Source organism: Aeromonas salmonicida (genome assembly GCF_028355655.1).
GTDB classification, from domain to species: domain Bacteria; phylum Pseudomonadota; class Gammaproteobacteria; order Enterobacterales; family Aeromonadaceae; genus Aeromonas; species Aeromonas salmonicida.
Genome location: NZ_CP110645.1, coordinates 2,628,708 through 2,641,889, shown reverse-complemented (window position 1 = coordinate 2,641,889; position 13,182 = coordinate 2,628,708). Strand labels below are relative to the sequence as shown.

Here is a 13,182-nt window from a genome sequence, read left to right as displayed (position 1 = left end):
AACTCCCCCTTGAACCACGGCAGGGTCAGGATGACTTGCGTACCCTGAGATACCATTCGGAGAGCAGTCGCACCTGTTTGCGGGTGTAGCCTTTCTCCATCATCCGTTCGACAAAGTTATCGTGCTTCTTCTGCTCCTCAGCCGAGGTTTTGCTGTTGAAGGAGATAACCGGCAGCAGCTCTTCCGTGTTGGAGAACATCTTCTTCTCGATCACGGTGCGCAGCTTCTCGTAACTGGTCCAGTTGGGGTTACGGCCTGCATTGTTGGCCCGGGCTCGCAGCACGAAGTTGACGATTTCGTTGCGGAAATCTTTCGGGTTGCTGATCCCTGCGGGTTTTTCAATCTTCTCCAGCTCGCTGTTGAGCGACGCGCGGTCAAACAGCTGGCCGGTCTCGGGGTCACGGTACTCCTGATCCTGGATCCAGAAGTCGGCATAGGTGACGTAGCGATCGAAGATATTCTGGCCGTACTCCGAATAGGATTCGAGGTAGGCGGTCTGGATCTCCTTACCGATGAACTCCACATAGCGCGGAGTCAGATAACCCTTGATGAACTCAAGGTAGCGATCGTGCAGCTCCTGCGGGAACTGTTCGCGCTCTATCTGCTGCTCCAGCACATAGAAAAGGTGTACCGGGTTGGCCGCCACTTCCGCGTGGTCGAAGTTGAAAACGCGAGAGAGGATCTTGAACGCAAAACGGGTGGAGAGACCATTCATACCCTCATCCACACCGGCGTAGTCACGGTACTCCTGATAGCTCTTGGCCTTGGGATCCGTGTCTTTCAGGCTCTCGCCATCGTAGACCCGCATCTTGGAGTAGAGGCTAGAGTTTTCCGGCTCTTTCAGTCGAGAGAGGACGGAGAACTGACCCAGCAGCTCCAGTGTGCCCGGGGCACATTTGGCGTCGGTCAGTTCGCTGTTGATCAGCAGTTTTTCGTATATCTTCACCTCTTCCGAGACGCGCAGGCAGTAAGGCACCTTGACGATGTAAACCCGGTCGAGGAAGGCTTCGTTGTTCTTGTTGTTACGGAACTGCTGCCACTCTGATTCGTTGGAGTGAGCCAGCAATATGCCGTCGAAGGGCAGGGCGGAGAGCCCCTCTGTGCCGTTGTAGTTCCCTTCCTGGGTCGCGGTCAGCAGAGGATGCAGCACCTTGATGGGGGCTTTGAACATCTCCACGAACTCCATGATCCCCTGGTTCGCCTTGCACAGCGCACCTGAGTAGGAGTAAGCATCTGCATCATCCTGGGCATAATGCTCAAGCATGCGGATGTCGACCTTGCCGACTAGAGAGGAGATATCTTGGTTGTTGTCATCACCCGGTTCTGTCTTGGCGATGGCAATCTGATCGAGGATGGATGGGTTGACCTTCTCTACCTTGAACTTGGAAATGTCGCCACCGAACTCGTGCAGTCGCTTGGCCACCCAGGGTGACATGATGGGTCGCAGGTAGCGGCGTGGAATGCCGTACTCTTTTTCTAGCAGCTCGCCATCCTCTTCGATGTCGAACAGACAGAAGGGGTGGTCATTGACCGGTGAGCCCTTGATGCGATAGACCGGCACTTTTTGCATCAAGGATTTGAGCTTCTCCGCCAGAGAGGATTTGCCGCCGCCAACCGGTCCCAGCAGATAGAGGATCTGCTTCTTCTCTTCCAGCCCCTGGGCCGAGTGCTTGAGGTAGGAGACGATCTGCTCGATGGCCTCTTCCATGCCGTAGAAATCTTTGAAGGCGGGATAGCGCGCAACGACGCGGTTGGAAAAAAGGCGACTGAGTCTGGGATTGACCGAGGTATCGATCATTTCCGGCTCGCCGATGGCGACCAGCAAGCGTTCGGCAGCGGAGGCGTAGCAGGCTTTGTCCTGCTTACACATATCCAGAAACTCCTGGATACTGTACTCCTCTTCCCTGGCTTTCTCGTATCGCTGTTGATAATGCTCGAAGATGCCCATAACTTTGCCCTCGTTATAGTCGCTTACCCTGAAAAGAGTGGATCACTACTTTTGTTCTGTTTACCTCATTAATCCTAGTCAACAGCCCCCAGTAATCCATCACCATCTATTGGTTTAAATTTGCAAGGGTACTTCCCGATCCTGATGCGGGAAGGCGCAATCAGTGACACACCTATGTTACTGACTGTTAAATTATTTTTGCCACGATAGTGAGGTAAATGTCAAAGAGATAAAAAATAAATGTTTGCCAGAAAATGGAAAGGACAACGCATTGTTCGGGTCAGTTGGCTGTAACACAGACGGGGCAAGGGAAGGAGGAAAAGCGAATGGAAATGGTTATTACGTTTGCGTCAGCGGAACGATGCTTGTTTGGTGTTTAAGCTCTAATTTTCACATTGACGTTACATTTTTGCTGCTCTAGATTGGCCCTGTGTCGGCAGCCATCGCTTTAGCAAGAGAGTGATGGCTACTGATACAAAGCTCTGTTTAAGCACGTTTCCGTTGGCTTGACCCTCGCATATGCGAGGGTCTTATTTTTTTCAGCGGGTTGTAGATGTGCACTGGCATGATCAACTGTCAGGGATGGGGTAGAACCGTGATACCGCTGCCAGCACCTCGGCGAATGGATGCGCCGCCAGCTGGCCAAATCCAGCCAGGCTTTTTGCCTTGACCTGGGTGGTCAATGGCGTGGCGATACCGCACAGAAAACGGGTCAGAATGCGAGGATGGCGGGTGTGGCACAAGGCTATCAGGGGATCGCACCAGGCACGCAACCCGTTTTCATTGGGCAGGGTGAGGGTTGGCAATGGCGGCAGTACGGCAACCTCGCCACGGCAGACGGAGCAGTGCCCGCATTTGCTGGGTGCCTGCTCGTCGGCAAAATATCGGGCCAGCTCCTGACTCAGGCAGTGGCTTGATGTAAAAAAGGCCAGCAAGGCCTGCAACCGGGCCAGTTCACTCAGCTCCTTCTTCTCGAACAGGGCATAGAGCTCGTCTGCCAATGCATTGATATCAACATCTTGACGCAGCACCCGATAGACATCGGTCATCTGCTTGCTCTCCAGCTCTATCCAGCCTTGTTGTAGCAGATAATCCAGGGCTGCTGCCGCACGGTGCCGTTCCCCCTGATAACCCTGCCAGAGGGCATCAAAGTCCATGGTGCACCAGCTGCGGGCCTGCGGTGCACAGGCAAACAGCTGCTCCAGAAACTGGCGTCGGTCGGGATTGAAACGGGTCAGGATCTCGGCCTTGTCCAGCACGAACTTGAAGCGATATTCGGCGAAGTAGCTGTAGGCTGGCATGATGACACCTGCCATTTCCAGATAGACCAGCAGGGTCTTGAGCGGCAACTGGCGGATGTTGGTGTCGTTGGAGAGACGCAGCAGACCAAACTCCCACTCGTTGCCACTTTGCGACAGGATCTCGAGCAGCGCCACTATGGCGGCGCGATCGGGCGTATCCCCGTACACGAAATTCTCCAGCACGGGGAGCTGGGCGCGATTGGCCAGCACTATGCAGTGGGAAGGGAGCCCATCCCGCCCGGCACGGCCGATCTCCTGACTGTAGTTTTCGATGGATTTGGGCAGATCGTAGTGAATGACCCGGCGAATATCGGCCTTGTCGATCCCCATGCCAAAGGCGATGGTGGCCACGATGCAATCCACCTTGCCAGCCATGAAGTCATGCTGGATCTGGCTGCGCAGGGCCGAGTCGAGCCCGGCATGATAGGCACGCGCCCTGATCCCCGCTCGTTGCAGCAGATCGGCACAATGCTGCGCGGTGTGCTGCAAGGTGACATAGATGATGGTGGGGGCAGTGGGCTCTCGTCGTACTTCTGCTTGCAGCCAGTTATCACGCGCCTCGGCAGGCAGTGGCACGACCGCCAGATCCAGGTTGGCGCGATAGAAGCCGGTGACGATCAGCCCCTCATCCTCGATGCCGAATTTGGCCTGCATGTCGGCCATGACAGCCGGGGTGGCGGTCGCGGTCAGCAGCAATACCTGAGGGATCTTCAGCTCGCGGCGATAAGCCGGCAGCTTGAGGTAGTCGGGTCGAAAGTTGTGGCCCCACTCCGAGATGCAGTGCGCTTCATCCACCACCAGCATCGACAGCGGCACTTGCTGGATGAAGCGGCGAAAGCGCTCGTTCTTGAGCCGCTCCACCGAGATCATCAGGATCTTGAGCTGACCGTCACTGGCCTGCTGCATCACGCGGCGACTCTCCTCCGGTGTCTGGCTCGAATCCAGGGTAGCCGCGGCAATCCCTTTGCTGTGGAGAAAAGCGAGCTGGTCGTGCATCAGCGCGATCAGGGGGGAAATCACCAGGGTCAGATGGGGCAGGGCGAGGGCAGGCAGCTGATAACAGAGGGATTTGCCGGAGCCGGTGGGGAAGATGGCAGCCGCACTCTGGCCCGCCAGCAACCGGCTGATCACCGCCTCCTGACCGGGCCTTAACTGGTCGAAGCCGAAGTGGCGGGTCAACAGGGATGAGATCATGGCAGGGACTCCAGCGCAAAACCACCATAATACCACCGCTCGGGAGTGCCTGAACGGCCCTTCAGAGGAAAACAGCGTCCATTTGGGCGCTGTTGATATTGTGTTATCGCATTGTTGTAGTCTTTTTGTGAGGTAAACCGGATATTTTTCAGTGATTATGTGGAAAAAAGCGATTGCAGATGGGATATTCCTTGTCCGTAACCCCGTGTGTTTCCGGACTGGCTCAATAGAAGGCTTGCCGGGGCAGACGACGCCAGCCTGTGACATGGGTGTCGCCTGGTGTAGTGGTTGCCAACAGGACTAATGATTCACGCACTTCGGTGCTCAGGGACTATTTGATGACACAACAACACCCCCTCATGAGACTGGTCAACAGCACCAGTCTGGTAAGCCAGATCCTGGTCGGTCTGGTATTCGGTATCCTCCTTGCCATGTTCATGCCGGAATGGGCCAAAGCGGCGGGTCTGCTTGGCAGCCTGTTCGTCGGTGCCTTGAAGGCGGTTGCTCCACTGCTGGTCTTTGTACTGGTAATGGCAGCGATCATCGGCCACAAGCAGGGCCAGAAGAGCAACATGAAGCCGATCCTGCTGCTCTACCTGCTGGGCACTTTCCTAGCTGCTGCGGTTGCCGTCGTGGCCAGCTTCCTGTTCCCCTCCAACCTGCATCTGGTGGCAAGCAGCGCCGAGATCACCCCGCCGGGCGGCATCACAGAGGTGCTGCAGACCCTGCTCTTCAACGTGGTGACCAACCCGGTCAAGGCGCTGATGGATGCGAACTATATCGGTATCCTGGCCTGGGCCATCGGTCTTGGCATCGCCATGCGCCACGCCAATGACAGCAGCAAGGCTCTGATCACCGATCTCTCCCACGGCGTCTCCACCATCGTCAAGGCGGTGATCCGCTGCGCGCCGCTCGGTATCCTGGGGCTGGTGGCGTCCACCCTGGCCGAGACCGGCTTCGATGCGCTGTTTGGTTATGCTCATCTACTGGTGGTGCTGATCGGCTGCATGCTGTTTATCGCTTTCGTGGTCAATCCGCTCATCGTGTTCTGGAAGATCCGACGCAACCCTTATCCACTGGTGCTGACCTGCCTGAAAGAGAGCGGCGTGACCGCCTTCTTCACCCGCAGCTCCGCCGCCAACATTCCGGTCAACATGACCCTGTGTGAAAAACTGCGCCTGCCGGAAGACACCTATGCGGTCTCCATTCCGCTGGGTGCCACCATCAACATGGCGGGCGCCGCCATCACCATTACCGTGCTCTCCATGGCGGCGGTACACACCTTGGGGATGGAAGTGGATCTGGCCACCGCCGTGCTGCTCTCCGTGGTCGCCACCATCAGTGCCTGCGGCGCTTCCGGTGTGGCAGGTGGCTCCCTGCTGCTGATCCCGCTGGCGTGCAGCCTGTTTGGCATCGGCAACGACATCGCCATGCAGGTAGTCGCTGTGGGCTTCATCATAGGTGTGTTGCAAGATTCTGCCGAGACAGCTCTCAACAGCTCCACCGACGTGCTGTTCACCGCAGCCGCCTGTATGGCCGAAGATGAAACCCTGCTGGATGCCGTGCCGCTGCCAAGCCGCGAAGCTTGATAGCCAGCTTCATCAAACCATTGAAAACGCCCTCTTGTGAGGGCGTTTTTTTTATGTGCGTTATCGATGGCCGAGTGCATCAGGATGTGAGATCCCTTCAATTGGAGGGATGCGTGTGGGCTGAAGATCATGGCGTAAATAGGGGCCAGTTTGCTAACAGACATACCCGCCGGATGGACTGTCTGTCAGCTGCTTATCTATGTCCGGCCAGCATACGACAACCAGGATCCTGTCATGAAAGGAACAAAGTGTGGGGCTGTGGCATTCAGGAGATAGGCTCGCTGCGGGCCAGCCTGTCAATTCTGTGAGCTGGGCCGAGCCATGCTTCTCGAAGGCGCCCTGACTGAGCCAGGTTCGTATCGTCAAAGGCTGGACCTGGTGCGCTCGTGGATGACGGCATTGTCGCGCCATTGCCACTGAAGAGTGCAGTTTAGCATTACAGGAATGGGTTATTTGTGCATAAAAAATGCCCGCCATCACTGGCGGGCATTTGCTTTGCCGTTATGGTCTGGTGATTAGCCAAACAGCTGGTAAAGGATGGCGGAGATGGCAATGGTACCCATCAGAGCAACAAACGCGTTGCTGATGTGTCCCTGGTATTTTGCCATGGCTGGTACGCGTTTGATGGCGTACATCGGCATGATGAAGAGGATGGTGGCGATGATGGGGCCACCAAGAGATTCAATCATGCCCAAGATGGAGGGGTTGGCGATGGCCGTGCCCCACAGGGTGAGGATGAAGAAGGCGATGATGAAGATCTCAACCTTCTTGTGGTTCGGCTCTTTGCCGGATTTGCGCATGTTCTGGACGATCATCCCTTTCAGACCTTCACGGGCACCCAGATAGTGACCAAAGAAGGAGGATACGATGGCGACGAATGCAACCAGCGGACCGAAGTAGGAAATGATGGGGCTTGCATGCTGGTTTGCCAGATAAGAGAGCACGGCAATATTCTGTGACTTGGCTTCAGTCAGTTGTTCCGGGGTCAGGCTCATGACACAGGAGAAGACGAAGAACATCACGAAGCCCAGCAGTATGGTGGCAGTGCGCTTGAGAATGGCATCGGACTTCTCGACGGCATGATCGCCATGATCACGACGCTGGGCCAGAGAGAAGCTGGAGATGGCCGGGCTGTGGTTGAAGGAGAACACCAGTACCGGGATTGTCAGCCACAAGGTAGTGGCGAAATCCTTGGCAGACGGCACCTGGGAGAGGGCGGCGCCAGTCCAGTCGGGGATCAGGTAGAAGGAGATACCTACCAGGATGGCGATGAGCGGGTAGACCAGGAACTCGGTGACCTTCAGCATCAGCTTCTCGCCCGCCAGCATCACCGACATCATGCCCATGATCAGCACGATGGAGAGGAGCCAGCGTGGTGGCGCAGCCATCTGCAACTGGTTGACCATGAAGCTTTCGACCGTGTTGGTGATACCGACACCGTAGATCAGCACTATGGGGTAGATGGCAAAGAAGTAGAGCAGGGTGATTAATTTACCGGCGCCCACCCCGAAATGCTCTTCCACCACTTGTGTGATGTCGGCATTGGGTTGCTTGGACGAAAGTACAAAACGGGCGAGGCCACGGTGGGCCAGATAGGTCATGGGGCCGACCAGCAGCGCCATGACCACCAGTGGCCAGAAGCCACCCATGCCAGCGTTGATGGGCAGGAACAGGATACCCGCGCCGACGGCAGTGCCGAACAGGCTGATAACCCAGCTAGTGTCTTGTTTGCTCCAACCGCGAGATTGGATTGAGCTCGTTCCTTGCGCCTGTGAGGCTGCAACTTCCTGTGCGCCTATGACTGTATTAGACATGTGTCTCACCCCGAATGTGTGTTTTTTGTTGAGTCGGCGCAAGGATACGGTTTTTCTAATCAAAAATGTTGATCAAATTCACCTTTGTGAGGGATAAACCCTCACTCTTTTATGGAAATGTGATCGAAAGAATAAAAAATCAATTTTTTTTTATAAACCTATACGTTAGTTTATTGTTAACGCGCAAATATTGCACTGGAATATGTTTGCAAAATGTTACGTGGCAAGTTGGCGAGATAGCTGGCGGATCATGCTGGCAGTCGCCCCCCAGATGAAGTGATCCTGCCAAGGTATCCAGTAGATGGTGTGTAGCTGATCGGCCCTTGGAATGGTCAGGGCTATGTGGTGGCGTGGGTCCAGCAGATGATGGAGTGGTACTTCAAAGGCCTGAGCCACTTCATCCTGGCTCAAGGTGAGTTGATAATCGGCGGCAACCAGCCCCAGCACGGGTAGCACATCGTATTGGGAAATGGTGTTGAGCGGGGCCAGGGTACCGATGATCTGGACCTGAGCCGGTATGATGCCCAGCTCTTCCCAGGTTTCCCGCAATGCCGTGTGGATCAGGTTGTGATCGTCCGGATCTTGCCGCCCGCCAGGAAAGCTAATCTGTCCCGCGTGATGACGCAGGTGTACGCTGCGGCGGGTCAGCAGCAGTTGCAAGCCGTCGGCCCGCTCAACCAGCGGCAGCAAGACGGCGGCAGGTTTGAGCCCTGCCACCGTCAGTCGATGGGCGGGGGCAGGGCGTTGCAGTAAAAAGCGGGTCAGCAGTTCGGCGCGGTCCATCTTGTTTATTCTCTCGAATCGTCTTTCAATCCTGCGCTTGGGTCTCTTTCATGGTCACTCCGTTATCCATTCTGTCAACTTCTCAACTTCTCAACTTATCGGCTTTTCAGCGTCTCCAGCAACGGCAGTATGCGGGCCACCTTGTCATAGGTTTCCTGATATTCACTGTCCACATCGGAGTCGGCAATGATTCCCCCCCCGGCCCAGCAGTGTAGTTGGCCGTCTGCCGCAATCAGAGTGCGAATGCAGATGCTGGTGTCCATCCGACCATGCTGGCTCAGATAGCCGATGCTGCCACAGTAAGCGTTGCGGCGCTGGGGCTCCAGTTCCTCAATGATCTCCATGGCCCTGATCTTGGGGGCGCCGGTGATGGAACCGCCCGGGAAACAGGCGCGCAGCAGATCCACCGCCTGCCAGCGGTTATCCAGCTCGCCGTGGATGGTGGACACCAGATGATGCACCGCCGGGAACGACTCCACGGCAAACAGGCTGGGCACGCTGACGGAGCCAGGACGGCTCACCCTGCCGATATCGTTGCGCAGCAGATCCACGATCATCAGATTCTCTGATCTGTCCTTGTCGGCGCCAGCCAGTTCGAGGGCGCTGGCCTGATCTTGCTGCGGATCGGCGAGTCGGGGGCGGGTACCCTTGATGGGCTTGGTTTCGATATGGCGATCATCAAGCAGCAGAAACCGCTCGGGGGAGAGGCTTAGAATGGCGCTCTGTGGCAGGCGAACAAAGGCCGAAAACGGAGCCCGGTTGGCGCGGGACAACACCTGATAAGCCTGCCATTCCTCGCCGCAATAGGCGGCGCTGAAGCGCTGGGTCAGGTTGATTTGATAACAGTCCCCGGCACTCAGGTAAGCCTGTACCCGCGCAAATTTCTCGCCGTACTCGGCGCGGCTCATGTTGCTGCGCCACTCGCTCTGCAGGGCGAATGGCGGTGTTGGCATCTCGTGCTGCGCGGCCAGCCACTGCAGTCGGCGATGGAGGCCTGCTTCATCGCCCCAATGCACCAGCTGCCAGGCGCCGCTTGCTACGTTGCGCAGCAGGGCCCAGTCATAGATGCCGACTGCCATGTCCGGGACTGACACATCCTGTGCGGCCAGTGTCGGCAATCGCTCGAAGCAACGGCCAAGATCATAGCCAAACAGCCCGAGGGCGCCGCCAATAAAGGGCAATTCGTCACAGTGCGGTGCTTTCTCACCCAGCAGATCCCGTTGCCATTGTGCCAGCAGGGTCAGGGGATCCGTGTCAAATGACAGACACTGTTCGCCCCGGGTTATCCAGGTCAGTGGTCCCTCTGTCTGCAGGGTTGCCAGCGGGTCGGCGCTGATGATGTCAAAGCGGTTGTCCGCTCCCAGCGGGCCGGCCGATTCGAGCAACATGGCCCAGGGCTGATGATGCAGACGGGCAAACAACGCATGCAGCGCTGTCTGGTGATCAAAGTGGTGGATATGAAGACTTGGTTTCATTTTTTGTTACACAGGCAACAGTTTGCACCCTGCTCCCTAGCCGGTATGGGGGGGCAAGCGTATCATAGGCATCGGAATTTTTAGAACAAACACGCCGTTGTCTATCGGGCCGACAGGCATATTGCCTGACATTATGACACCGAAGCACGGCTCATATGGAAGCCCTTGCTCTGCCACCACGACGGAGACAAGGACCAGTGAGGATGATATGAGCATCATTAAAAAACAGGATTTTATCGATTCCGTCGCCGACGCCCTGCAGTACATCTCCTACTATCACCCCCTTGATTTCGTCCATGCTGCCAAGGCTGCCTATGACCGTGAGGTCAACCCGGCCGCCAAGGATGCCCTGGCCCAGATCCTGATCAACTCCCGCATGTCAGCCGAAGGGCATCGTCCCCTGTGCCAGGATACCGGTATCGTTACCTGCTTCGTCAAGATAGGCATGCAGGTGCAGTGGGACAGCGACATGACGGTGCAGGAGATGGTGGATGAGGGGACGCGCCGTGCCTACACCAATCCGGACAACCCGCTGCGCGCCTCCGTGCTGGCCGACCCGGCCGGCAGCCGCAAGAACACCAAGGATAACGCCCCTGCTGTCGTGCATATCGACATGATCCCGGGCAACAAGGTGGAAGTGAGCATAGCGGCCAAGGGCGGCGGCTCCGAGAACAAATCCAAGATGGTGATGCTCAACCCATCCGATGATGTCGTCGAGTGGGTACTGAAAACAGTGCCGACCATGGGCGCCGGCTGGTGCCCGCCCGGCATGCTGGGCATCGGCATTGGTGGCACCGCCGAGAAGGCGGCCGTGCTGGCCAAGGAAGCCTTGATGGAGCACATCGACATTCAGGAGCTGATCGCCCGTGGTCCCAAGACCACCGAAGAGAAGCTGCGGGTCGAACTCTATGACAAGGTCAACAAGCTCGGGATCGGTGCCCAGGGTCTGGGCGGCCTCACCACAGTGCTGGACGTGAAGGTCAAGAGTGCCCCGACCCATGCCGCCTCCAAGCCGGTGGTGATGATCCCCAACTGTGCGGCCACCCGCCATGTCCACTTCGAGCTGGATGGCTCGGGGCCGGCCGAGTTGACCCCGCCGAAACTGGCCGATTGGCCGGAGATCACCCGCGAAGCCGGGGCCAATGTGCGCCGTGTCAATGTTGACGGTATCACCAAGGCGGAGCTTGCCAGCTGGAAGAGCGGCGACACAGTACTCCTCTCCGGCAAGATCCTTACCGGTCGCGATGCAGCCCACAAGCGCATTGCCGACATGTTGAAAAATGGCGAGGGTCTGCCGGAAGGGGTAGATTTCACCAACCGTTTCATCTATTACGTTGGTCCGGTCGATGCAGTTCGTGACGAAGTGGTTGGCCCTGCCGGCCCCACGACGTCCACCCGAATGGACAAGTTCACCGACATGATGCTGGGGGAAACCGGTCTCATCGGCATGATCGGCAAGTCAGAGCGTGGCCCCAAAACTGTCGAGAGTATCAAGCAGCATAAAGCCGTTTATCTGATGGCCGTAGGGGGCGCAGCCTACCTGGTCGCCAAGGCGATCAAGAAGTCGCGGGTGGTGGCTTTTGCCGACTTGGGTATGGAAGCCATCTACGAGTTCGAGGTGGAGGATATGCCAGTGACGGTGGCTGTCGATTCTCAAGGCAACAATATCCACGAAACAGGCCCGGCCTACTGGTCGGCCAAGATTGCCGAGCTGGATGGCAAGCTCTCCTGATCGTCGTGTTGAGCCAGGGCCAAGGATATTCGCATCATTCCTGTGGGGTGGCACGAGCAAACGACCAGGCCGTCTGTGACATTGGGTGACAGCGTAAAAAGGCGACCTTAGGGTCGCCTTTTTCTATCGTCCCGCAGGTTGGCATTGGTACTGGCGCAGGTGCACAGACCAGACGGGTCACTTCTGCTTGATCACTCTTCTAGGGCCCTTTTCTTGCGCTCTTGCCTGATCCCTTCTCCCCTTGTTCCATTTCTTCACGGCGATTTCGAGTCTCCAGGCTGTTCTGGACCATCAGTGGTTGAGATAGACATCCTGTCCGCCGTAGGCCAGCGGGCCGCTGTGCACGGGCAGTAGTTTTCCTGCAGGCTCGAAAAAGCGGGTCAGCACCCCGAAGCGTTGCCCCAGTTTGCTCAGCTTGACGCGATCCAGCGAAACCTGTGCAGGCAGCCAGGTCAAGACTGCTGCGCAGTGACCATTGCCCAGACTCTGCTCCAGCATTAGCTGCCAGTTCTTGATCTTGGGGCTGTGCACCACCAGCACCCGAGCGGGGTTGATCCCCTGAGCCTGCAGCTGTTTGGCCACTGGCAGGCCTGGCGGGGCAATCAGCAGGATCCAGCCCGTGTCACCATGGCTCAGTCTCACCAGCTCGTCGAGCAATGGCCGCTCATCGCTGGCAGGTGCGGTGTGGCACGCTTCTTCCACCTTGCTTTGATGGCGGGTTGGCCAGGGATTGCTCATGCTGACAGACGCGGCGAAAGGGAGGTGACTCATGGGCTGGCTCATATGTTTGTCCTGTATGGATAACCATGCTGTATGTGTATACAGTAGTTGCAACTCAGGTCAGTGACAAGCCATTTATGGCCAAAAATGTGATCAAGCTGGCAGGGTATGAACTCATATCATTGATTGTAAAAGATATTTTATTTTTACCAGGGTGCTTGTTTTTTAGGCTATGGACAAAGAGGGAGGTGGCGCCCATGGTTATACAGTATCTGGATGAAGAGGAGAGATGAAGATGGACGTCAGTACCTTGCAACGGCTGGATGCCAATATCCTGCTCGGGATCATCAATGAGAAGTTGCGGCTGGAGTGTGATGGCCTGGAGGAACTACTGGCTTATTACGACATGACGGAGGATCAACTGGCGACCCGGTTAATGCAGATAGGCTATCACTACGACCCCATGAGCAATCAGTTCAAGGCCCATGGTTGAAGGGGAGTCGATCGTCATCATCGGGGAGCCAATCATGCTTTATGAACAGCGCACATTGAAATCGTTTTCAATGTACGCTGAATTTTCAGTTATTTTCATGGATTTTCAGTACTTGGCAATGATTGAAAACCTA

General features: G+C 56.6%; 9 protein-coding genes. 3 read left to right on the top strand and 6 right to left on the bottom strand.

What is annotated here, in order from left to right; genetic code table 11:
* Positions 1-25 precede the first annotated feature (25 nt).
* Both ONZ54_RS12580 and ONZ54_RS12575 read right to left on the bottom strand, forming a co-directional pair.
* Positions 26-1,948, bottom strand: a complete 1,923-nt coding sequence (locus ONZ54_RS12580) for a PrkA family serine protein kinase (RefSeq protein WP_021138270.1) — start codon at positions 1,946-1,948, stop codon at positions 26-28.
* Positions 1,949-2,517: 569 nt separating this feature from the next.
* Positions 2,518-4,443 carry a RecQ family ATP-dependent DNA helicase gene (locus ONZ54_RS12575; protein WP_271786317.1) on the bottom strand — a complete coding sequence of 642 codons (1,926 nt, stop codon included), beginning with the start codon at positions 4,441-4,443 and terminating at the stop codon, positions 2,518-2,520.
* Between the two features lie 338 nt (positions 4,444-4,781).
* On the opposite strand from ONZ54_RS12575, the gene sstT reads away from it, so the two are divergent.
* Positions 4,782-6,032, top strand: a complete 1,251-nt coding sequence (gene sstT, locus ONZ54_RS12570) for a serine/threonine transporter SstT (protein ID WP_271786316.1) — start codon at positions 4,782-4,784, stop codon at positions 6,030-6,032.
* A gap of 515 nt (positions 6,033-6,547) precedes the next feature.
* Here the strand turns inward: sstT and ONZ54_RS12565 are convergent.
* From ONZ54_RS12565 to pabB, 3 genes are all read right to left on the bottom strand, one after another.
* Positions 6,548-7,846 carry a serine/threonine transporter gene (locus ONZ54_RS12565; protein WP_271786315.1) on the bottom strand — a complete coding sequence of 433 codons (1,299 nt, stop codon included), beginning with the start codon at positions 7,844-7,846 and terminating at the stop codon, positions 6,548-6,550.
* Positions 7,847-8,062: 216 nt separating this feature from the next.
* Positions 8,063-8,629 (bottom strand): CoA pyrophosphatase, encoded by a 567-nt coding sequence (locus ONZ54_RS12560; protein WP_271786314.1) that lies wholly within the window; start codon positions 8,627-8,629, stop codon positions 8,063-8,065.
* Positions 8,630-8,724: 95 nt separating this feature from the next.
* Positions 8,725-10,017, bottom strand: coding sequence for an aminodeoxychorismate synthase component I (gene pabB / locus ONZ54_RS12555; protein ID WP_271788282.1), 1,293 nt, complete (start codon positions 10,015-10,017; stop codon positions 8,725-8,727).
* 295 nt (positions 10,018-10,312) lie between these two features.
* Between pabB and ONZ54_RS12550 the strand changes: the two genes are divergently transcribed.
* The gene (locus ONZ54_RS12550) at positions 10,313-11,836 is read left to right on the top strand and encodes a fumarate hydratase (protein ID WP_005311025.1); all 1,524 of its coding nucleotides are present in this window, start codon (positions 10,313-10,315) and stop codon (positions 11,834-11,836) included.
* Between the two features lie 291 nt (positions 11,837-12,127).
* Here ONZ54_RS12550 and ONZ54_RS12545 read toward each other — a convergent pair whose 3' ends face one another.
* Positions 12,128-12,619: a cell division inhibitor SulA gene (locus ONZ54_RS12545; protein ID WP_005311027.1), complete on the bottom strand. Its 492-nt coding sequence runs from the start codon at positions 12,617-12,619 to the stop codon at positions 12,128-12,130.
* Positions 12,620-12,851: 232 nt separating this feature from the next.
* On the opposite strand from ONZ54_RS12545, the gene ONZ54_RS12540 reads away from it, so the two are divergent.
* A complete protein-coding gene (locus ONZ54_RS12540) occupies positions 12,852-13,049 on the top strand; it encodes a DUF4250 domain-containing protein (RefSeq protein ID WP_005311031.1) in 198 nt (65 codons plus the stop codon).
* The last annotated feature ends 133 nt before the right edge of the window (positions 13,050-13,182 follow it).